At 37.0% G+C, this 22294-nt stretch carries 21 protein-coding genes; 15 read left to right on the top strand and 6 right to left on the bottom strand.

Annotated elements, in window-relative coordinates; all coding sequences use genetic code 11:
• Nucleotides 1-472: 472 nt before the first annotated feature.
• A complete protein-coding gene (crcB, locus tag J5V48_RS08215; protein WP_219938099.1) occupies nt 473-856 on the bottom strand; it encodes a fluoride efflux transporter CrcB in 384 nt (127 codons plus the stop codon).
• Between the two features lie 119 nt (nt 857-975).
• Between crcB and dtd the strand changes: the two genes are divergently transcribed.
• Genes dtd through J5V48_RS08190 form a run of 5 tightly spaced genes read left to right on the top strand, consistent with a single transcriptional unit; the run spans nt 976 to nt 4219 of the window.
• On the top strand, nt 976-1413 hold the full coding sequence (gene dtd, locus J5V48_RS08210) for a D-aminoacyl-tRNA deacylase (RefSeq protein WP_219938098.1): 438 nt from the start codon (nt 976-978) through the stop codon (nt 1411-1413).
• Nucleotides 1414-1457: 44 nt separating this feature from the next.
• Complete coding sequence (gene tsaD / locus J5V48_RS08205; RefSeq protein ID WP_219938097.1) at nt 1458-2474, top strand: tRNA (adenosine(37)-N6)-threonylcarbamoyltransferase complex transferase subunit TsaD; 1017 nt, start codon at nt 1458-1460, stop codon at nt 2472-2474.
• Nucleotides 2475-2831, top strand: a complete 357-nt coding sequence (gene folB / locus J5V48_RS08200) for a dihydroneopterin aldolase (RefSeq protein ID WP_219938096.1) — start codon at nt 2475-2477, stop codon at nt 2829-2831.
• Between the two features lie 3 nt (nt 2832-2834).
• Entirely contained in the window at nt 2835-3380 is a 546-nt protein-coding gene (gene folK / locus J5V48_RS08195) for a 2-amino-4-hydroxy-6-hydroxymethyldihydropteridine diphosphokinase (RefSeq protein WP_219938095.1), read from the top strand.
• A gap of 2 nt (nt 3381-3382) precedes the next feature.
• Nucleotides 3383-4219, top strand: coding sequence for an undecaprenyl-diphosphate phosphatase (locus tag J5V48_RS08190; protein ID WP_219938094.1), 837 nt, complete (start codon nt 3383-3385; stop codon nt 4217-4219).
• Between the two features lie 122 nt (nt 4220-4341).
• Here the strand turns inward: J5V48_RS08190 and J5V48_RS08185 are convergent, their stop codons facing one another.
• Nucleotides 4342-5736 (bottom strand): multifunctional CCA addition/repair protein, encoded by a 1395-nt coding sequence (locus J5V48_RS08185; RefSeq protein ID WP_219938093.1) that lies wholly within the window; start codon nt 5734-5736, stop codon nt 4342-4344.
• A gap of 152 nt (nt 5737-5888) precedes the next feature.
• On the opposite strand from J5V48_RS08185, the gene J5V48_RS08180 reads away from it, so the two are divergent.
• Both J5V48_RS08180 and J5V48_RS08175 read left to right on the top strand, forming a co-directional pair.
• On the top strand, nt 5889-7529 hold the full coding sequence (locus J5V48_RS08180) for an ExeA family protein (RefSeq protein WP_219938092.1): 1641 nt from the start codon (nt 5889-5891) through the stop codon (nt 7527-7529).
• On the top strand, nt 7519-7908 hold the full coding sequence (locus J5V48_RS08175) for a hypothetical protein (RefSeq protein ID WP_219938091.1): 390 nt from the start codon (nt 7519-7521) through the stop codon (nt 7906-7908). The genes J5V48_RS08180 and J5V48_RS08175 overlap by 11 nt, the downstream gene beginning before the upstream one ends.
• On the opposite strand, the gene J5V48_RS08170 is transcribed toward J5V48_RS08175, so the two are convergent.
• Nucleotides 7905-8591 carry a TIGR04211 family SH3 domain-containing protein gene (locus tag J5V48_RS08170; RefSeq protein WP_219938090.1) on the bottom strand — a complete coding sequence of 229 codons (687 nt, stop codon included), beginning with the start codon at nt 8589-8591 and terminating at the stop codon, nt 7905-7907. The two genes, J5V48_RS08175 and J5V48_RS08170, sit on opposite strands and share 4 nt — an antisense overlap.
• A 410-nt stretch (nt 8592-9001) precedes the next feature.
• Between J5V48_RS08170 and J5V48_RS08165 the strand changes: the two genes are divergently transcribed.
• Together J5V48_RS08165 and glnE are read left to right on the top strand one after the other, a co-directional pair.
• Complete coding sequence (locus tag J5V48_RS08165) at nt 9002-10090, top strand: CYTH domain-containing protein (protein ID WP_219938089.1); 1089 nt, start codon at nt 9002-9004, stop codon at nt 10088-10090.
• Between the two features lie 9 nt (nt 10091-10099).
• On the top strand, nt 10100-12985 hold the full coding sequence (gene glnE / locus J5V48_RS08160; protein ID WP_219938088.1) for a bifunctional [glutamate--ammonia ligase]-adenylyl-L-tyrosine phosphorylase/[glutamate--ammonia-ligase] adenylyltransferase: 2886 nt from the start codon (nt 10100-10102) through the stop codon (nt 12983-12985).
• Nucleotides 12986-12996: 11 nt separating this feature from the next.
• Here the strand turns inward: glnE and J5V48_RS08155 are convergent, their stop codons facing one another.
• The 3 genes from J5V48_RS08155 to J5V48_RS08145 form a co-directional block, all read right to left on the bottom strand.
• A complete protein-coding gene (locus tag J5V48_RS08155; protein WP_219938087.1) occupies nt 12997-13464 on the bottom strand; it encodes a hypothetical protein in 468 nt (155 codons plus the stop codon).
• A complete protein-coding gene (gene lpxL / locus J5V48_RS08150) occupies nt 13430-14467 on the bottom strand; it encodes an LpxL/LpxP family Kdo(2)-lipid IV(A) lauroyl/palmitoleoyl acyltransferase (RefSeq protein ID WP_219938086.1) in 1038 nt (345 codons plus the stop codon). Before lpxL ends, J5V48_RS08155 begins: the two co-directional genes overlap by 35 nt.
• A gap of 197 nt (nt 14468-14664) precedes the next feature.
• Nucleotides 14665-15666, bottom strand: coding sequence for a LacI family DNA-binding transcriptional regulator (locus J5V48_RS08145; protein WP_219938085.1), 1002 nt, complete (start codon nt 15664-15666; stop codon nt 14665-14667).
• Nucleotides 15667-15930: 264 nt separating this feature from the next.
• Between J5V48_RS08145 and galE the strand changes: the two genes are divergently transcribed.
• The 6 genes from galE to J5V48_RS08115 all read left to right on the top strand — a co-directional run.
• Nucleotides 15931-16950 (top strand): UDP-glucose 4-epimerase GalE, encoded by a 1020-nt coding sequence (galE, locus tag J5V48_RS08140; protein ID WP_219938084.1) that lies wholly within the window; start codon nt 15931-15933, stop codon nt 16948-16950.
• Between the two features lie 9 nt (nt 16951-16959).
• Nucleotides 16960-18009, top strand: coding sequence for a UDP-glucose--hexose-1-phosphate uridylyltransferase (locus J5V48_RS08135; RefSeq protein WP_219938083.1), 1050 nt, complete (start codon nt 16960-16962; stop codon nt 18007-18009).
• Between the two features lie 27 nt (nt 18010-18036).
• Nucleotides 18037-19197 carry a galactokinase gene (gene galK / locus J5V48_RS08130; protein WP_219938082.1) on the top strand — a complete coding sequence of 387 codons (1161 nt, stop codon included), beginning with the start codon at nt 18037-18039 and terminating at the stop codon, nt 19195-19197.
• A 263-nt stretch (nt 19198-19460) separates the two neighbouring features.
• Nucleotides 19461-20786 (top strand): circularly permuted type 2 ATP-grasp protein, encoded by a 1326-nt coding sequence (locus tag J5V48_RS08125; RefSeq protein ID WP_219938081.1) that lies wholly within the window; start codon nt 19461-19463, stop codon nt 20784-20786.
• Between the two features lie 11 nt (nt 20787-20797).
• On the top strand, nt 20798-21442 hold the full coding sequence (locus tag J5V48_RS08120) for an alpha-E domain-containing protein (protein ID WP_219938080.1): 645 nt from the start codon (nt 20798-20800) through the stop codon (nt 21440-21442).
• Nucleotides 21443-21683: 241 nt separating this feature from the next.
• Nucleotides 21684-22294, top strand: a 611-nt coding sequence (locus J5V48_RS08115) for a DUF4277 domain-containing protein (RefSeq protein WP_219938079.1), incomplete at its 3' end; no start/stop codon positions are given.

Genomic DNA, 22294 nt, shown 5'->3' with positions numbered 1-22294 from the left:
GTGAGAGTAGGTCACTGCCAGGCATCCTTTTTAGAAAAACCGCAGTCTTTTGATTGCGGTTTTTTCGTTTCTGTACTGTTTAGACTCTTCTAGCTTAACAATACGATTAAAATCTGTATTTCATTCATCTATGCTGGTGTTGTGATCCTGTAACTTCATTTGAATTTGCAGGTTACATCCTTGATTCTATCTTTACAGCTGAAACTGGCATTTGAGATTTTGCCTGCATTAGACTAAGTGATATGAATTTTGATGGATAATTTGAGTTTTATATGATGGAACATTCAAATTCATTACTGATGATTTTATTGATTAGACAAAAAGTAGAGTAATTTAGAAAAGTTCATTATATAAATGATTCTTTAGACGAATTTGAACCACTGTATTTCTATTTAAGAAAGCCAATTTTCTGTTTATAAATTGTTGTGCCGGTATATCCATCAATTTTGATATACCAGCTATTTTGGCTGTACTAAATTCTTATTAAGAGTTTTGCAAGAAGATAGCCTGCAAAACATGCTGTAAGTGAAAGAAAAACGTTCAGCATAATATTTGCAAAAGCCTGCACAATCATTCTGTGTTCTAACATAGAGAGAGTATCAAAACTGAATGTTGAGAAGGTAGTCAGACCACCTAAAAGACCTGCTGTTAAAAATCCTTTTAGATTTGGATTTTCTGTTACAAAAGGTATTGATAAAAGAAATCCAATCATAAATGATCCTGTTATATTTACAAGCAAAGTTGCTAATGGAAATGATGCAAGAATACCTGCCTTTGCAATAATAATACCTGTCATTGCTCTAAGACATGCTCCTGTAAAGCCGCCAAGACCAATACATAGAAAATTTAAAAACATAATAATCTCTTCTTATAAAACAACTGCATCGATTATATCTTAGATATGAAAAATTACTTTCTTGAAATAAAAAATAAACCGTTTAAAATCTGAATTCAAATTTTTTAAATGGAAATAATATGCTTGCACTTATTCAGAGAGTAAATTTTGCAAAGGTTGTTGTAGAAGGCACTGTGACCGGTGAGATACAAAAAGGTATACTTGCCTTTATAGGTTTTGAAAAAGGCGATGATGAGGCAAAAGCTAAAAAGATGTTTGATAAGCTTTTAAAGTATCGCATCTTTTATGATGAGAATGAAAAGATGAATCTTAATCTTGTACAGGTGGATGGTGCGATTCTTTTAGTTTCTCAGTTTACGCTTGCAGCAAATACTGCGCAGGGCAACCGCCCAAGCTTTGATCCTGCAATGCCTCCAACAAAGGCAAAAGATCTGTACGATAAATTTATCAAATATGCGCACAATACATATCAGAAAGTTCAGGAAGGTCAGTTCGGAGCTGATATGAAAGTGTCATTAGAAAATGACGGTCCTGTAACATTCATGCTGAAAATGTAATGTAAAATCTGATAAAATCATCGCCTAGAATAGAAGGATTATATATGCGCATTTTAGGAATCGAAAGCTCCTGTGACGAAACAGGTGTAGCTATTTATGATGATGAAAAAGGCCTTATTGCTCATGCCTTGCATACTCAGATCCCAATGCATGCTCAATACGGTGGTGTAGTCCCTGAGCTTGCATCAAGAGATCATATTAAAAGAATAGTTCCACTAGTAAGATTGGTATTAGAAAAAGCTGACATGAAGTTAAGCGATTTAAGTGCTATCGCTTATACTGCAGGTCCAGGTCTTATCGGTGCACTTTTAGCTGGAGCCATGGAAGCAGGTGCTTTAGCTTATGGTCTTGGAATACCCAGTGTTCCAGTTCATCATATGGAAGGACATCTGCTGGCTCCAATGCTTGAAGATGAAAAAATTCAATTCCCGTTTGTGGCACTTCTCATTTCAGGTGGACACACAATGCTCATAAAGGTTGAAAAGCCTGGTCAGTATGAGTTATTAGGTCAGTCAGTTGATGATGCTGCAGGTGAGGCTTTTGATAAAACTGCTAAATTACTAGGAATTCCATATCCTGGCGGTCCCGGTCTTGAAAAACTAGCTGCTAAGGGAAAGAGTGGTACATTTAATTTCCCAAGACCTATGATAAAAAATCCGAATTGTGATTTTAGCTTTGCTGGTCTTAAAACTGCCGTTCTAAATGCAACTTTAGAGCACAAGGATGATCTTAAAGATGTAAAGGCTGATATTGCAAGAGGCTTTACAGAGGCTATTGCAAGTACCCTTGAGATAAAGTGCAAAAGAGCATTAAAGCAGACTGGCATTAAAACTTTAGTTGTTGCAGGTGGCGTATCTGCAAATTCGGATATAAGAAATGCATTAAAAGCTCTTATGGATTCAATTCACGGAAAGATTTATTTTGCAAGAAAGGAATTCTGTACCGATAATGGAGCAATGATTGCACAAGTAGGTATGCTACGCTTCAAAGCAGGGCAGATTGGTGATAACAGCATAAAAGTTTTCCCAAGAACACCGCTATCTAATCTTAAACCACTGTAAATGAACGATTATATCTTTATTAATAATTTAAAAGTAGACTGTATAATTGGTATACTTCCTCATGAAAGGGAGATTACACAGCCACTAATGATTTCAATTGAGCTTGAGTGCGATTTAAAAAAAGCAGGTTATTCTGGTAACCTTGATGAGAGTATAAATTACGCAGAGCTTGCAGACACAGTAAAAGAATATACTGTACAAAGAAAAGCAAGACTCGTTGAAGAATTAGGTGTAGAGCTGTGTGATCTCATCTTAAAGGAATTTAAACCAAAGAAGGTATCTATTACATTAAATAAACCACTTGCAGTAGAGAACTGCGATGGGGTAGGAATAAAAATAACAAAAGTGTTGGAGTAAAAAATGGCGACAAAAGTTTTCCTCGGTGTAGGATCAAATTTAAACAGGGAGAATTCCTTAAGATTTGCCGTAGCTAAAATCGGTCCTCTGTTACAGAATTTCAAAAAATCATCAGTATGGATTAGCCACCCTGTAAGAGCAGGCGAGCCAGATTACTACAACATGGTGTTAGCAGGTGAGACACAGGCTTCTATAACCGATCTGTATGCATGTCTTCAGAAAGTAGAGCAGCTTGCTGGCACCGAGCTTATGTTCAACAATGGTACTAATTTTGGATTAAAGCGCAGACTGGATATCGATATCCTGACTTTTGGTGATGAAGTATTAACAGAGCCTTGCAAGGTTCCTCGTCATGATATTCAGGATTATCCTTTCGTGCTGGCTCCATTATGCGAATTAGATCCAGAGCTGATTCATCCTTTATTAAAGATTAAGGTTAAGGATATCTGGGAGGAAATGGAGCCTAGAATTCCTGAAGGTCATGAGGTTGCTAAAATCGATTTTGACTGGTCTGTAGAGGCTCCTGCCTGGAATAATGTAAAGGATTAATGATGGCTTTACTTCATGTTCTTGTTTTAGCAATTATTCAGGGTTTAACAGAGTTTCTTCCTGTTTCATCATCTGCTCATCTTATTTTTCCATCTCATCTTCTAGGCTGGCCTGATCAGGGCCTTGCCTTTGATGTTGCAGTGCACTTTGGTACTTTACTTGCTGTTATTCTTTATTATATGGCTGATCTTGTAAAAATTGGCTCATATACCATAGAAGCTGCAATTAAATTCAAGATAACTCCTATTGCAAGAATCGGTCTGTGTATCATTATTGCAACCATTCCTGTATGTATCGGTGGTATTTTCCTTGAGTCTGTTGTTGAGTCTATAAGAGAGAATATTCATGTTATTGCATGGACTACTATTGGCTTCGGTCTGCTTTTAGGTTTTGCATCATATGCCAACAGAAAGATGATCTGGAGAAACATCTCTCCAAATCAGGGGGCAAGAGCTGATTCATTACGACAGCTTACCTATGTTCAGGCACTGTTTATCGGTATGGCTCAGGTTATTGCTGTTATACCTGGTACATCAAGATCAGGCATCACACTTACTGCAGGCCTTTTCCTTGGAATGAAGCCTGAGGCTGCAGCAAGATTCAGTTTCCTACTGTCAATTCCTGTGATCCTGGCTTCAGCATTGTTTGAACTTATAAAGATTTACAAAACACCTGAGCTGAGCGTTGACTGGATGTCAATTATTCTTGGCAGTTTCTTGTCATTCATTGTAGCTTTGATTGTTATACATCTTTTCTTAAAGTATATTGCAAAATCAGGTATGGCTCTGTTTGTAATCTATAGAGTTCTATTAGGTGCAGTTCTTCTCTGGATGTTCTAGAACTAACTGTATTTGATTTGAAAACTGCAGCTTGTCTATGATGATAAACTGCAGTTTTTGTTTTTACCAAATTGTGCCGAATGATGTGGTGACAAGCCCCTGGCTTCAGCCTTGTGGATCTGTCAAAGATCGTAATCCCCTTCTGTTTCAGTGAAGTTAAGATCTGAAGATAATCTCTTTTTGAAAAAGCCCATCTTGTTTTTCTTTGAATTCTGAGCTTTTCTTTCAAGCGTTATATTATCCTCAGTCAGTGCAGCAGGCTTTTCATTGTTCTTATCATTTAATTCATCTTCAGGGATGCTTTTCATGTACTCTTCAACGAGCATTACTCGTTTTTCGTACATTTTCTGTCCTATCTGAGGTCCTTTAAATCCCTGATCAACAAATTCCTTTGCCTTTACTGTTTTGCAGATATCAAACATTTCAAGAAAATAGTCAGTTCTTGAAAAATCTCTGTTTTCAAATCCTAATCTGCCAAGAAAATCGCATTTACAGCACAAGGCAAAAGGTTTAACCCACTCTTCCCGTCTCCATGCATCAAGATTGTCAAAGAGGCTGACAACTGTTTTTCCGCCACTTTTGTAGAGGTGATGCATAACTGAGTGATACTTTACAACCTTAATTGCAAACTGTTCATATACAGAAGGAACATGCAGCCTCTGGCACAGGCATTTTAAAGGTTTTAATCCAAGTTCGTTGTGTAATCTGTGATGAGGCCATAGAACAGTTGGAGTTTCTCCTTTTCCAAGATCGTGGCAGAGCATTGCAAATCTTGTGATAGGGCAGTCTGTCTTTTCGCTAATCATATGCAGAGTCATGCAGGTATGAATTCCTGAGTCTATTTCAGGATGCCATCTTTTTGGACCTGGAATTCCAAAGAGTTTATCAATTTCTGGCAGCACATACTTTAAAGCACCAGCCTCTCTTAGACAAAGAATAAACTTATCAGGATCTTTTGTCTTTAAAGCTTTTTCAAGCTCCATGAAAACTCTTTCTGCCGTAAGTGTTTCAAGTTCTCCTGACTTTGCAATCTGCCTCATAAGCTCCATAGTTTCAGGAGCAACAGTAAAACCCAGATGATAGAAGCGGGCATAAAATCTTGCAACTCTAAGAACTCTTAGCGGATCTTCAACAAAAGCATCACTTACATGACGAAGAACTCTGTTTTTTATATCTTCAGTTCCTTTATAAGGATCGATGTAGTTCCCATCCTGATCTTTTGCAATGGCATTTATAGTCAGATCACGTCTTAACAGATCTTCCTCAAGAGTCACTGTTTTTGAAAAATCACAGATAAAACCTGTATATCCGGTTCCATTCTTAGTTTCTGTTCTGGCCAGGGCATATTCTTCATGAGTCTTTGGATGTAAAAATACAGGAAAATCCTTACCAACCTGAGTATACCCAAGTTCAAGCATCTGTTCTGGAGTAGCTCCAGTTACAACGTAATCTTTATCTGCATTTTTTATATCAAGCAGCTCATCACGAACAGCGCCGCCTACAAGGTAAATCTTCATTATGTTTATGCCTTATTAGTTATTCTCGTTCAATTATATGAAAAAAGATTCATGTAAAAAAAGTATTTCATAACGAATATCTCACATAAGTACAGTATATTTTGTGCGTTTCATTAGGTTTGCTATAATTACCACGTATAAAAGGTTTGAAAATGTACGAAAAATTTTTCTCATTAGACGAATTACCATTTGATGGTTTACCTGATAACCGTTTCTACTATGTAGGTAATTATCAGCATCAGGCTTTAGATATTCTTACAACCAATCTGTCAAGAAACGGATCTATTTGTGTTCTGTCCGGCCCTTCAGGAAGCGGAAAGACAACTACTGTTAGAATGCTTATCCGTTCTTTGCCAAAAAGAATGCGAATAATTGCCATTGATGATCCAAGACTTGATCCACATATGCTACTTGCAACCATCCTAAGAGCAAGTGGCGTTGTAGCAACCTCTTTTGAATCTATTGCAGAGCTTACCTTAAAGCTTAGAAAGCTTTTAGAGCATTCAATTGAAAGTGGAATTATCACAACTGTTATATGTGATGAGGCTCAGGGCCTTTCTGATGAAGTTATAGAGCAGATTAGACTTGTCTTCAATATTGAAGGTGAACTTGGCAAAATGATTAATTTTCTTCTGGTAGGTCAGGAGGATTTAATCGAAAATATTCAAAAGCCAATGCATAAAATGTTCTGGGGCAGAGTAAAGGCTTTTGCTTATCTGAAGGCTTTTAAACGAGATGAAGTGCATGCATACGTAACATATCGTCTTCAGGTGGCAGGATGTCATGATCCTATTTTTACAAACAGAGCTATGAATGCTCTGTACAGGGGAACCGGTGGTCTTCCAAGAATTATCAACTCTGTTGCTGACAGAGCACTGTGTATTGCCTTTGAAGCTCAGAAGAAACATGTATCTGCTTTTATGGTTAAAAAGGCAATAGAAATTGTAAGACATGAAAGATCAGTTTTTGTTGTCGGAATTAAAACCTTTGCAAAAGAATTCATAAAGACTCTGTTTGCAAGAGTTCCTGTTCTCTTGTCAGGTGTAGCACTGTCCTTTGCTGTATTTGCACTTACATATAAATATCTTCCATCAAGGATAAATGATTTATCATTGCAGTCGCTTATACGCAGTGAAGAAATGGTTGTAGAGCAGTACAACAGGGCTATGAATGAAATGCTCCCTGGAAGAAACTACAAATCCAAAGCCTTGGCCTTATTTAACCATTCAATAAATAATAGTGTATTTATTTCAGATTCAATAGATACTCTTATAAAACTTAATGGATATTCCCGTTCAGATTCACTTAAAACTATCTGTTCTGATCTTGATTCTGTATCCTTAAAATGCAATACAGTTTCAGGCGATCTTGATCTTGTGAAAATGGTAAATCGTGTTGCTGTTTTAAAAATGCGTAAAGACGATCTGACTCCATTTTACGTTGTGCTAAACAGATTTTCTAAAGATGAAAGTGAAATCATTGTAGGAGATAAGCTGTTCAGGGTAAAAACAGACTTTATAAGACACTGTTATGATGGTCAGTTTACCTATATTGGCATAAAGATGAAAAGCTTTGACAGAATGCTGCCAAAAATCAATATAGACCTATACAACATGGCAATGCAAAAGCTCTCTGACAAGCTTGATTTGCAGTTTGACAAACTAAAAGCTACAGAGGCTAAATATTCACTCTCTAATTCATATTCTAACTTCAAGTCTTTAGTTGATGATGATTTTCTGCGTTACTACCTGATTGACAGTGCAGTATGGCAAGGAGCTAATCTTGAAGAGTGATAAGGAAAAAAAGCTGTTAAAACCTTTTGGTTTTACATTTTTTAAAGCAGCAAAACTTATGATGTTTGCTTTTGTGTTTTCATCTATTGGATTCTCATTTGCTGCATATAAGGCAAACGTGGCAATAATGGATGTTACTCAGCAGGTTTCAAAAAAGCTTGCTCAAGACTTTTTGAATCTTTCAAGACTGTACAGACAGGATAAAAACTATGAACAGTATCTTGTTATGCAAAAGAGTGCTCCTCTTTTAGTTTATTACAGAAGATTAGGTGCTGCTGATTTGTCATTAAACAGAGTAGAGCTTAAGAAGGTAAAGGCACAAAAGAAAAAGATAAGTGCAAGCACTTATCTTTTACGCTACAAATCATTAGAAGATTAGAAACGGTTCATGTTTCTCTTTCTGTTAGGTCTTGGTATGTAGATGAAGATGATACCGATGATTGCACCGCAAAATGCGATACATGCACCCTGTAACCACCAGCGCATCTGCATATCTAAATCTTTTGTCTCAAGCTTGTCTGCATACTCTCGTCTTAAATTGTCTAATTCTTCAATCTGAGAAGTCTGCTTTGAAACTGTATCCTTTAGAAGAGCATTTTCTTTTTCTAGTTTTTCAAGTTTTGCCTTTGCAATAGAATATTCTTTAGCAACAACTGAATCATAGTTATCAAGGGTATTTTGCAGTTCATCAACCTTGCCCTTGTAGATTTCAACTAAAGCTTTACCGCATGCATTAATCTGCAGATCTTTTGTCTGCATCCAAAGCTGTTTCTTGCCATCATCCACAAGTATGAATCTCTTGTCTTCTGATGCCTTAATAAATTTGAATTTTTCACCTACATGAGTGATGCCTACGATTCTACACTGAGTGCCAGGACATGTTCTCAGCCATACATTGGCATTTTCAGATACATAAACATCATCACCTTCATTTAAGGCAGTGACTTTTTGTATATCTTCATTTTGTGCAACGTTTTTCTCTTCAGCATAAGCACAAAACATGATTGATGATAAAACTGGTGCAATAAGGCATGCTTTTAACAGCTTTTTTGAAAATTTCACTTTTATTCCTTTAATCGTTTCAAAGTCTAAACATATATGGATATTATATACTTTTAAGATCTTTTAATGTACCTATCAAAATGCTGAATTTTGCACATAATCAACTATTTGTCAGATCTTTTTTATTCGTTTTACTTCAATTTTTTCTATATTTAATCTTTTTTGAAAAAAAATATGCTATTTTCATAGTATAAAGTTGCAAATGTATATTTAAGTGTATGCTAACGGACTAATATTTAAGGAAAATTAGCAATTCTTAATCTAATATAGTGAAAAGAGAAAAATAACTTAAAAACGTTAGCAACAGTTCAAATTATCTGTTGCTAATGTGTTATATACTAGCCAAAGTGTTCAAGTATTTTAACTCAAAATAAGAATTAAACAGATGTTTTGCCAGGAGGCAAGTCTTTATGAAAAATAAGGAAATAGAATTAAAATTTGGATTCCTAGATGAGGGAAGTGACGAAAAAATCGTAAGCGTACTCTCTTCAATTGGACTTGTAAAAAGTACTGGCTCGCAGGATCTTAAAAACACTTATTTTGATACACCTGATGGTAAACTTTTTGCTATGCAAGCAGGTGTTCGTATTAGAAAGAGTAATTCTTTTTGTGAACAAACATTGAAAGTAAAAGGTGAAAATATTGGTGGTCTTCATCGCCGTTCTGAATTCAATGTTAAATTAGGTCACGATATCACTGTTCCCAATCTTAAAAAGTTTCCAACAGAGGCTTTTTGTGAAAACTTTGATTATGACGGGATTCAAAAAGAGCTTGTCGAAATCTGCAAGATTAATTTTACAAGAAGAACCTATATCCTGGAGGCTCTTGATTCTACCTTTGAGGTTGCATATGACTTCGGTGAAATAAAGTGCCCTGGCAGCGACAGTAGTGAAAGAATTAGCGAGCTTGAAATTGAGCTGATTGAAAGCACTGTACCTGATTCTGATATTCTCTCAATGTTCATAAAGCTTGTAGATTATCTTGTAAGAAGTCCTCTAAAGCTTACTCTAGAACCTTTTTCTAAGATGCACAGAGCTTCATTGCTAGAGCACAAATCTTTAGTTAATTTAAATATTGAACCTTTATATCCTAAGAACGAAATTGTAAAGAGAGTTCAAACTCTCCTGTCTAATTTTGAAATACTTTGCGGATATTTCAAAATTTACAGAGATCCTTGTGTACTAAGTCTTTTAAGTTCACAGGCTGGTTCTCTTTATTATGCTTTAGAAGAGCTAGATGAGGCTAATATCCCAGCATTTGTAAGGGGACAAAAAGAGCTTGTTGATTATTCAGATGATATTGACTGGATTATCGATAATGTAAAGGGCTTTGCTAAATCTGTGAAAAAACTATCTTCAAAATACAGCAAGGCAATCTGTGAGGGAAATGAATCCAAAGCAGACAGGATTATTGCAAAAATGACAGATAGAGAGATTAAAAATAAAGTATTTGCTCTGCCATTGAAATTAAGATGGCTTTTATCATTACTGACAAACTAATGAAAAAATATGGAATTTAAAATTAAAAGTTGTGTAAAAACAAAAGATCAGCTGCCTGAGCTTTTAAAAAAAGAATATGAAAATCAGTATGAAAGAATAAAGGGTAGACTTACAGAGCAGCAACTTTCTGTTTTTGATAAGAGAGACGATTTTCCATTTGTACTTGCAATGTCTGACTTTATTGCAAATACAATTTTTTCCTATCCAAATGAGTGTACATTACTTGTTGAAAATGGTGCACTGGATGCTCCATCAGTGGTAACCGATCTTAAAGAATTTACTGATGAGTATCTAAACGAGAAACTCCCTGAGTTTGAGTTAAAGAAAAGACTGAGAATTGTAAGACGTACAAGGGCAATGGTTATTGCCTGGAGAGAGCTTTGCGGTTATTCAAAACTAGAAGATGTTTTCTCCGATCTGTCATATATGGCTTCAACTCTTGTATTAAAGACTCTGTCTATTGTAAGAGCCCAGATAGTAGCAGTCTTTGGTGATGCTCTTTGTTCTGATGGCACATCAATGCCACTTTTAACTCTTGGTATGGGTAAACTTGGTGGTGGTGAGCTTAATTTCTCATCAGATTTAGATTTAATTTTTGCCTATCCATATGAAGGAGAGACTCAGGGTAAAAGCAGAAATCTTACACATAGAGAATTTTTTACAAGAATAGTTCAGCGAAGTGCAAATCTTCTGTCTGACAAGACTGTTGATACATTTGCCTACAGAATAGATTTAAGACTTCGTCCGTTCGGTGATGCCGGTGCTATGGTTAATTCCTTTGATGCGCTGCAGGTTTACTATGAGACTCAGGGCAGAACATGGGAGCGCTATGCATTAGTAAAGGCAAAGCTTCTTGGCGATGATAGTGTAAACGGTCCTTATGCACAGGAGCTTATTAATCTTTTAAGACCATTTGTCTTTAGACGTTACCTTGATTATGGTGCTGTTCAGTCATTAAGAAAGTTAAAGCATATGATTGAGTCTGAGGTCAGACGCCGTAATCTTAAAGATAATTTCAAACTAGGATCAGGTGGAATCAGAGAGATTGAGTTTATCGCTCAGGTATTTGAGCTGATGCGTGGAGGCCGGTTTGCAGAGTTAAGAGAAAGAAGTCTTATAAAAACGCTCGATGCTATCAGTGCGTTAGAACTTCTGCCAGAAGAGGTAACACACAACTTAAAGAATGCATATGCTTTTTTAAGACACCTTGAGAATGTAAATCAGGAGTTTTCAGACAAACAGACACAGACACTACCTGATACTCAAAAGGACAGATTAAGACTAATTACCTGCCTTGGATATGACAGCTTTGAGAGTTTCTTAACCGATCTTGATAAGGTAATGAACTATGTTCATGGAGAATTTAAAAAAGTTGTAGCCGATGAAGAGCATGACAATTACACAATTGCAAATTTCGAGATCTGGGAGGCACAAAACTCTGTTGATGATCTTGAAGAAAAATTAAAAGAATTCATCAAAAACAAGGATGAGGCAAAAGATCTTGCAAACAATATTCTCTCTTTAAAGCAGAATCTGACAAGAATGCCTGTAGGTCCTGTAGGTCGTGAAACTCTTTTAGAACTGATGCCCAAGGTTATTACACTTATTGGAAAAGAGGATGGCAGTGCAGATCTATTCAAGAGAATATCAGGTTTAATAGAGCAGATTGCCTTAAGAACTCCTTATATGCAGCTTTTAAGAGACAATAATGAGGTTTTAGAGCGTTTTATTGAGCTTTTAAAAGAAAACCACTTTGCCTCAGAGCTGATTACAGCTCATCCTATACTGCTAGATGAACTGTTTATTCCTCAGTACTTTACTGCACCTCCATCTGTTAATGAATACTCAGCCATGCTACAAGAAAGACTTTTGAGAATAGAAAAGGACGATCTTGAAGCAATCATGGAAGAGCTTCGCCTTTTCAAGAAGATCATGGTGTTCAGAATAGCTCTGTCAGATAAGGCAGGAAAACTTCCATTAATGAAGATTTCCGATGCATTAACTTTCCTTGCTCAGGCAATAGTAAAGCAGCTTCTTTCACTGGCATGGACTCAGACTGCTGCAAAATATGGAGAGCCTGAAGGTCAGAGTATTGACGATCCCGGCCTTGCTATCATCGGTTATGGTAAGTTAGGTGGTATTGAACTTGGTTATAAATCAGATCTTGATATGGTTTTCATCAGAAAACAGTGTGATGGTATGACCAATGGCGAAAGGCCTGTCAGTGTCGATCTGTTCTACCAAAGACTTGTACAAAGACTTCTGCATCTTTCTACAACAAAGACTATTGGCGGAATTCTATATGATCTTGATATGCGTCTAAGACCTGATGGCGATACTGGTCTTTTAATCTCAGATGTACAGTCATTTGAGCAGTATCAGTTATCAAGAGCATGGACCTGGGAGCATCAGGCACTGGTCAGAGCAAGACCTATTGCAGGATCTTTGAATATCATAAATGAGTTTGAAAGAATAAGAACAGAGATCCTAAGATGCAAAAGAGATGAATCAAAGCTTAAAGATGATGTTGTTCAGATGAGAGAGAAAATGAGAGCTCATCTTGATAGAACATCTGATGCTCTTTATGACATCAAGCAAGGCCCTGGCGGTATGATTGATGTTGAGTTTATATCTCAGTATCTGCTTTTACGCTATGCACCTGTAAATGAGGATATGATCCTATGGACTGACAATGTCAGAATCCTTGAGGAGTGTGCAAGACTGTCCATTATAAGTGAGGAGCTCAAAGATACTCTTATCAATGCCTATATTGATATAAGAAAGATATATCATGAGCTGTCATTAGCTGATTTGCCAAGACTTGTATCAATGCAGAACCGTCTTGAAGCAACATACAAAGTAGAGCAGATCTGGAAGGAAATGTTTGCAGGATAAGGCTTATAGCCTTATCTGCAGCGACGATCCCGTGTTAGATAGAACAGATCAATATCGTCATCGTCAAGCATGTAATCGATATTGATATCAGGAGTTTTTGTAAGTGACTCTGGTGCAGCTAAAACAGGTCCCTTGCCTAAAGGACATCTGTATACTCTTGCTGACAGAACAACACCAACAGTTCTGCCTATAAGTCTTGTTGGAAATGCATGTGTCTCGACAATATGAGTGCCTTGCAAAGAGGCTGCCTTCATTTTCAGCTCAAATCTAGCACTTTCGATTCTTGCAGCTGCGTTTGAATCGATATCCTTTATAAAGGTGCATCCATCAATTTCTGTAGCAAGTGCTGTAATAACATTGTTTGCACCGTCAATCTGTTCTTGTGAATAACAAGAACAGATTAATGGTGTAGAAAGAATGATTGAAAAGATAAGAGCTGTCTTTTTAAGACAGTCCAGGGTAGCGGTTTTCATTTTCATCTGGTGCTGTTTTGAATCTTCTGTGAAGCCACAGGTACTGTTCTGGGGCCATACGGATCATCTTTTCAATTTCCTGATTTACCCTTATGGTATCAGCTCTAACATCTTCAGTTGGAAAGTTTTCCAATGGCTCTTTTATATAAAGATGGTACTTACCATTTTCTCTGATTGTCCATGCAGGCTGAACGAGAGTGTTCTTTACCTTTGCAAGATTATGCGTACCAAATACTGTTGCAGCCTCTTTTACAGCAAAGAAAGGAACAAAGATAGATACATTGCGGCCATAATCCTGATCTGGTGCGTACCAAATAGGCATATTTTTCATAAGAGCTTTAATCATGCTTCTTGGATCTTTTCTGTCAACAAGAGCAAGATTCTTTTTGAGTCGTCCTTTAACCTGTGCATATTCCCATACAGGATGATCTGATGGTCTGTAAACGCCGATACCAGGTGTAACAAGAGTTGCATAGATTCTTGCCATTAGCTCAAGAGTAACAAAATGGCAGCTTAAAACCAGAACAGGCTTGTTGCTTTTTGCTATTTCCAATGCCTTTTCAAGTTCATCCTTATTTATTGAAATATGTCTTTTAAGTCTCCAGTCAGGCCAGAACCATGCAATACCTGTTTCAAACACAGCCATACCTGAATTTCTCTGGATTTCTTTTGAAAGCTTGCGTCTCTTTTCATCAGTCAGTTCAGGAAAGGCAAGTTCAAGGTTTCTTCTAAGAACATATTTTCTTGCAGGAAGAATAGAGCCTAAAAGACGACCGATTTTCTTTCCAAGCCACATTTGAAGAGAATATGGGAGGAAAGTAACCAGACAGAAAAGTGCAAAAATAGAAAGCCAGGCTCCAATAAAATGAGGCTTTAGCATGGCTTTTACAAAAACAGGTTTTTCAACAAAACCTTTTCCCCAGCCTTTTTTGACTGTAGAGAAACGTTTTTTTTCAGCGCTTTGCCTGCGACGCTCTTTTTCATCTATATGTAACTGATATTTAGCCATTGTACAAAAATAAATAAAAAAACTTCTGAATAGGGAAATAATACAGTAAATATACTTTTCAAAAGTTCAAAAATCACAAACTTGTATGTATAGAACAATTTTATATGAAAATTAGATAAAAAGGTAACAGGAAAACTACCTGTATTGATTTTTATTTGGCAAGCTGTGAAATTTGCTAAAGCTAAACTGGATTTATATCAGTTCTTTTTTACGCTGTTTCTGTACAGGATCTTTGTTTCAAATTCACTAATGCAGAATGTTTCATCCTTTTTGAATCTTGCAAACGATAGCTTGACAGCTTCCTGTCCCATCTTTTCAATAGGGTTCTGCACTGTGGTTAAAGAAGGATAGATCACTGATGCAAAGAACAGATCATCAAAACCGGTGATTGAAACATCATCTGGTATCTTAATGCCGTGGTTTAAAAATACATTGATAATGGACATTGCAATAGAATCGTTATAGCAGACAATGGCACTGAACTTGTCTACTCCCATTTCTATGAGAGTATTTGCTGTTTTTACGGCATTCTCTGAATATGGTTTTGTCTGCAGAATATATTTATCATCAATGCAAAGAGAATGATTAGACAAGGCCTGTTTAAATCCTTCAAGTCTCTCTTTTGCGTCAGCAATATCAAATTCAGAATCAATATAGACAAATTTTTTATGTCCAAGTCCAATAAGATATTCTGTTAAATCCTTCATTGCATTGAAATTGTCAATATTCACACATCTGTCTTCAAAGCCATCAAGACGTCGATTGATGAGAACAATGTATGGATATTTTTTCATATAGGATGAAAGCTTCTCATCTGAAATAGCAAGAAGGTGGGCTATTATTCCACAGCACTGATGAGAGAGCAGATTTTCAATTGCCTTTATCTCTTTTTCTTCATCATAAAAACCCTGTGTGATAATTAATCCTTTCTTGAATGATCTTGCAGTCTGGTCGCAGGCTTTAATCATAAGTGCAAAGAAAGGATCAGATATATCTGAAACAAGGACACCGATTGTGTTGCTCTCTTTTGTAGCAAGTGTTCTTGCAAAACTGTTCAGATGAAAATCCAGTTCCTTTTGTGCCCTTAAAACAGCATTTTTTGTTTCTTCATTAACTTTTGCAGTACCGTTTAGTACTCTTGAAACGGTAGCTACAGAAACATTTGCCAGTTTTGCGACATCTCGTATGGTAGCAGACATAATTTTTTCTATAATATCTCTAGTTGAAAAAGATCATTTTAATCAATGAGTTCATATTAGGACAAACTCATATCAATGTATAGCATGAAATCGGTTTCATACTATAAAAATGATTTTAAAGACTAAAAAAATGAGTTTTTACATTAATCCTTAAAAATGTGACGTAGCTCATCAATAAATTTATTGAAATAACAAAACAAATGCATATAATGACCATGTAAACGGTTACATGGTCAATTGTAAACGGTTTTCTGAGGTAGAAATATGACTACAATTTTAGTTACTGGCGGTGCAGGATATATCGGTTCTCATACTGTTATTGAACTTGTTAATGCAGGTTATGAACCAATTATCTATGACAACTTTTATAATGCTAAAAAGACTGTACTTAAAAGAATAAATACAATTCTTGGAAGAGAAGTAAAGTGCATCGAAGGTGATATCAGGGATGCACAAAAGCTTGATTTGGTTTTTTCACAGAACAAAATCGATGGTGTTATTAATTTTGCCGGCTTAAAGGCTGTCGGTGAATCTGTAAAGATGCCTCTTGAGTACTATGACAACAATGTTAATGGCGCAAGAGTTCTTCTAAGTGCAATGTTAAAGCACAACTGCAAGAATTTTATTTTCTCCTCATCAGCTACAGTTTACGGTGAGCCTGACAGTGTACCTTTAACTGAAAATTCACCACTTAAAAGAGCAAACTGTCCTTATGGTCAGACTAAGGTGGATATCGAATATATGTGCCAGGAGCTTCAGGTTGCTCATAATGATTTTTCAATGGTACTTTTACGCTACTTCAATCCTGTAGGTGCTCACAAATCCGGTCTTATCGGTGAAGATCCAAAAGGTGTTCCAAACAATCTGATGCCATATCTGACTCAGGTTGCTGTAGGTCGTTTAAAGGAATTAAGCATTTTTGGCAATGACTATCCTACAAAGGATGGTACCTGTATAAGAGATTATATTCATGTTGTAGATCTTGCATTAGGTCATGTTGCTGCTTTAAAACACTGTCTGAATAAACCTGGCTGTCATATTTACAATTTAGGTACAGGTACAGGCTATTCAGTACTTGATATGGTAAAAGCTTTTTCAAAGGCTATCGGTTATGAACTGCCTCATAAGTTTGCACCAAGACGAGCAGGCGACGTAGTTGAGTGCTATGCAGATCCTTCAAAAGCAAAAAATGAGCTTGGATGGGTTGCCACAAGAACACTTGATGATATGACCTTTGATTCATACAACTGGCAGAAAAACAATCCAAACGGATACGAAGATTAGGAGTAGATTATGGCTCAGTTTTGTCCAACAGATCATCCACACAGAAGATTCAACGCTCTTACAGGTGAGTGGATTTTAGTATCACCTCACAGAGCTAAAAGACCATGGAACGGTCAGGTAGAAAAAGTAAATGATGAAAAAAAGCCATCATACGATCCTGCATGCTATTTATGTCCTGGTAATAATCGCGTGAACGGTGACAAGAATCCAGATTACGAGAGTAATTTTGTGTTCACCAATGACTTTGCAGCACTGATGCCTGATACTCCTGACAATGAAAAAGATGAGTCTTGCGATCTCTTTAAGATGGAGCCTGCTAAAGGCACTGCAAGAGTTATCTGCTTTAGTGCTGATCACTCAAAAACTCTGCCTGTCATGAGTGAGTCCGAGATTGAAAAGGTTGTGGACTTATGGGCAGATCAGCTAGTTGAACTGTCTGAAAAGTACAATTATGTTCAGCTCTTTGAGAATAAGGGCGCAATCATGGGCTGTTCAAACCCTCATCCTCATGGACAGATCTGGGCCTGTAACTTTATTCCTGAAGAGCTTTCAAAGGAAGTAAAGTGCCAGACTGAATATATGAACAGACATAACAGTGCCCTTTTACTTGATTATGTAAAAGCAGAGCTTTTGAAAAAAGAAAGAATCGTTTTTGAAACAGATTATTTTGTTGCTCTGGTACCTTTCTGGGCTTTCTGGCCTTTTGAAACCATGCTGGCTCCAAAATTTGCTGTAAGCACAATTGATGAGCTTACAAGAGAGCAAAGAGCAGATCTTGCAAAAGCTATCAAGAAACTGACTACAAGATATGACAATCTGTTTGAGTGCTCATTCCCATATTCAATGGGATGGCATAATGCTCCAAAGTCTCTTGGTGCAAAAGAGCGCGAGGCTTTTATTCTTCATGCTCACTACTATCCACCTTTACTGAGATCTGCAACTGTTAAAAAATTCGTAGCAGGCTTTGAACTGCTTGCAGAAAAACAGCGTGACCTGACTCCAGAGCAGGCTGCTGCAAGATTAAGAGAGCAATCTGAAGTTCATTACTCACAAAGATAATAAAACTGACAACCATAAGGATTTAATATGACTGATATTAAAGATATCTGCAAAAAGGCTTTTGAAGAAAAGTTCAACTGTGCTCCTGAATATTATTCTTATGCTCCAGGCCGCGTAAATATAATAGGTGAGCATACTGATTATAACGGCGGTTTTGTGCTTCCTTGTGCTATACGCTATGGAACTGTCATGTTCGCCAAGCAAAACGGAACTGATAAAATCAGAGTTCTTGCACTTGATATGAACAATGATTATGACGAGTTTGCAATTGCACCTGTCATTGAAAAGCACGATACAAAGCTTTGGTCAAATTATCTAAGAGGTGTTACATATCAGCTGGCTGCAAAACATGAAGGCAAGCTAAAAGGTCTTGATATTGTAATCAAGGGTGATGTTCCTGCAGGTGCCGGCCTTTCATCATCAGCCTCATTAGAAGTTTGTTTTGGTAACCTTTTAAACAATGTGTTCTCATTGAATGAATCACTTATGAATATTGCTCTTATAGGTCAGAGTGCCGAAGCATACATTGGTATGAAGTGCGGCATTATGGATCAGGCAATTTCTGCAAACGGTGTTTGTGATCATGCTGTAAGAATTGACTGTAAGAGCTATGATCTGACAAAGGTATCAGTTCCTTCCGATCTTGTTATTCTGATTATCAATTCAAATATCAAGCATCAGCTTGTAGGTTCAGAGTATAACGATCGCCGTGAAAGCTGCGAGAAGGCTGCAAAGATCCTGGGCGTAGAATATCTGCGCGATGCAACAATGCCTATGCTTCTTGCTGCAAAGGATAAGATGGATGATGTTACATTCAGACGTGCCCGCCATGTTATTACAGAAGATGAGCGCGTATTAGAGGCTTCAAAGGCATTTGAAGCAGGTGATCTTGCTAATCTGTCAAAACTTATGTATCAGTCACATGAGTCAATGAGAGATGACTTTGAGATTACAGTCAAGCAAACAGATGCTTTAGTGGAAATAGTAAAGACTGCACTGGGACCTGGCAAGGAAGCTGTAAGACAGACTGGTGGCGGTTTTGGCGGCTGCGTTGTTGCTGTTGTAAAACCTGAAGATGTACAGTCAGTCAAGAATGCTATAAATGCTCAGTACAAGGCTGTATCAGGAATTGATGCAACCATCTTTGAGACAAAAGCATGTGATGGAGCTACATTTAAAAAGCTTTAAGTTTTCTTTTTGTTAATTTGCATAATTCATGTCCTTAGCTTCAGTTTTTACTGAAGCTTTTTTTATTTCTCATTTCATTTTTTTTCTGTTCCTTTTTTGAAAATTCAGGTTCTCATTTTGTGCATATACGATCATAAATGATGCAAACAATGGCTTATATATGAGCTTTTGTTTGGTTTTAGTATCAAAAGTGAGCAGTAATAAAATCCATTGTTTTGAAAGTGTATAACTATAGAAAAAAAGACGAAACAGGGATAAGAAAAATGGATGAATTATATGAAAGCTCAGGCACTGTAAACTCTTGGCTAGAAAGACTTGGCGTTAGATTCGGTATATATAAAAACGGTCAGTTTAAAGAACAGCTGTTTCCTTATGATTCAATCCCACGTGTTATCAGTGCAACAGAGTACAAGGAGCTTGAAAAGGGCCTTATACAGAGAACAGATGCACTAAACCAGTTTATATATGATGTTTATCATGACAAGAAGATAATCAAGGATGGAGTTATTCCACCAGAGTTTGTTTACTCGTCTAAAGGTTATATGCCGGAGGCTGAAGGTGTAACTCCTCCTATGAATATCTATTCTCATATCTCTGGTATCGATCTTGTGCAGGCCAAAGATGGTTCATGGGTAATTCTTGAGGATAATTTAAGGATCCCCTCAGGTGCATCTTATCCGATGATTGCAAGACAGGTTATGCGCAAGGTTCATCCTTCAATTTTCCATGATACAAGGATTTTAGACAACAGAGACTACGGTCAGCTTCTATCCTCCATGATGGATTATGTGAATGTAGGCGGCGGTCTGAATGTGATTTTTACTCCTGGCAGATATAACAGCGCTTTTTTTGAGCACTCTTATCTTGCAGAAAAATCAGGTGCAGTGCTTGCATACCCTGGCGAAATCATAGTTGAAAATGATTATGTCTACTACGTAGGTCTTGCAGGTGAAAAACAGAGAGTTGGCTGTATATACCGTCGTGTATCAGACGAGTATATGGATCCTAATGCCTTTGTTGCAGATTCTTTAATTGGTATTCCAAATCTTCTGCAGTCATACAAGAAAGGCAATGTTGCTGTTATCAACGCTTTTGGTAACGGTGTTGCAGATGACAAGGGTATCTACTATTTCGTTCCAAAGATGATTAAGTACTACCTGAACGAAGAGCCGATTTTACATAATGCTCCAACATATTTGCCATATTACAAGGAAGATTATGCTTATATCCTTGGCAATATTGAGAAGCTTGTTATCAAGGATGTAAGTGAAGCTGGCGGTTATGGTGTTGTGTTCGGCCGTGATCTTGATGAGAAGAAGCTTAATGAATTAAAAGAGCTGATTATTAAGGAGCCAAGAAGATTTATTGCTCAGGAAGTTATCGATTTTAAGGATCTTGAGATCTTTGATGATGACGGCTCAGGCAACAGAGTAATGAGAAAAGCAGATCTTAGAGCTTTTGTTGTAAGTGGAAAAGAGACAAAAGTATGGCCAAGCGGTCTTACCAGATTTTCAAGAAATCCAAATTCCTTTGTGGTTAACTCGTCTCAGGGTGGTGGTTTCAAGGATACATGGATTTTAGGTGAGTAGGAGAAATTATTATGAAAACAACAGCAATTTCAACTGGCAAAGCTAACCGTCTGTTCTGGTTAGGACGTTATGCAGAACGTGCCTATTTAAGCCTTCATTTCTTGCGCAGATACTTTGATCTGTATCTTGATGGTAATGAAGTTGATTTTAAAACCTATGCAAATAATCTAGGTCCGAAGCTTGATGGAAAGCTAAGCTTTGAAGAATTTTCAAAGTTGTATATTTTTGATACACACAATCCATCATCAATCATGTCCAGCCTCAAAGGTGCCAATGACAATGCGATCTTATTAAGAGAGGTCATCTCAACAGAGACTCTTGCATATATTCAGTTATCAGTCTGCTATCTTGAAAAATTAAAGGAAGCAAGAGCTGATCAGGCTGTAAATCTTCTTCAGAGAATTACAGATTATCTTTTAGCATTCTTTGGCTCAATTGATGAAAAGTTCTTCAATGACAAGACATTATCGATCGTTAGATATGGCCGCTTTATCGAAAGCATGGATATGCATATGCGTTTTGGCTATGGCTTCAACGTTATTAGAGAAGTATTTGATTCACTTTTGCAGCTTAAGAATCTTGAGAATAGAGTATTTGACAGTTACAGACTTGATAATTTTGACTTTATGCTAAATGAATCTGACATTAAGCAGTAAATTTTAGGAATATTTTTCGGGCTAGTGTAACTTGTTGATTTTCGATCACTTTTTATATTTGCAATTATTGAATAAGATTATTTTATAAATCAATAGGATAATATCAATTTTGAGACACAAGGATCACTCCAACATACTTGAATTTGTTAATTGTGAACCACGGATCACGCAAACTATAATTTGCTTGAGAATGTCTTTGTAGTACTGTAAAAAGAAGCCATCAGAACAAAGGAAAAAGATGATGGCAATTGAATTTGAAAACAGCGAAGAGCTTTTCAGTACACAGATAGGCAATATAGGACTTACAGCCGCAGCATTTGATTACTTTGGTTTGGCTGAGGTAATAGAACTTTGTGCAGGTAAGACAGGATCACACGTTAAAGTAAAGCAGAGTGAAGTTGTAAAACTGATGTGCTGTCAGGTTCTGAATGTTCCATATCAGTCTCTGTACGGAACAGAGGAGTTCTATCAGGAAAAGCCTATACAGGGACTTACAGGAAACAGCACAATCAGCTCACACGATTTAAACCGTGATGTACTTTCAAGAGCGTTAGATGCTATAGCAGAATATGGACCTGAAAGACTGTTTTTAAAATGTGCAAAAGCAGTGTCATCAAAATTAGGGCTAAAGCCTGACACAGTTCACTTAGATTCAACGAGCTTTCATTATGAGGGCAGAACCAGAGCAGAAGAAGGATGTAATCTGGTGCTTGACCAAGGATACAGCAGAGATTCGCATCCTGAACTCAATCAGATAAATGAGCTGATGGTATGTGATGAGCTAAGCAGACTGCCATTATTTGCAACCTGTGTCAGTGGTCATACAAGTGACAAGACAAGTTTCAGAAACAT

Origin of the sequence: Succinivibrio faecicola, assembly GCF_019448115.1 — a bacterium.
Lineage (GTDB): Bacteria > Pseudomonadota > Gammaproteobacteria > Enterobacterales > Succinivibrionaceae > Succinivibrio > Succinivibrio faecicola.
Note: the sequence above shows the minus strand (reverse complement) of the source record. Positions and strands in the feature narration are given on the sequence as shown.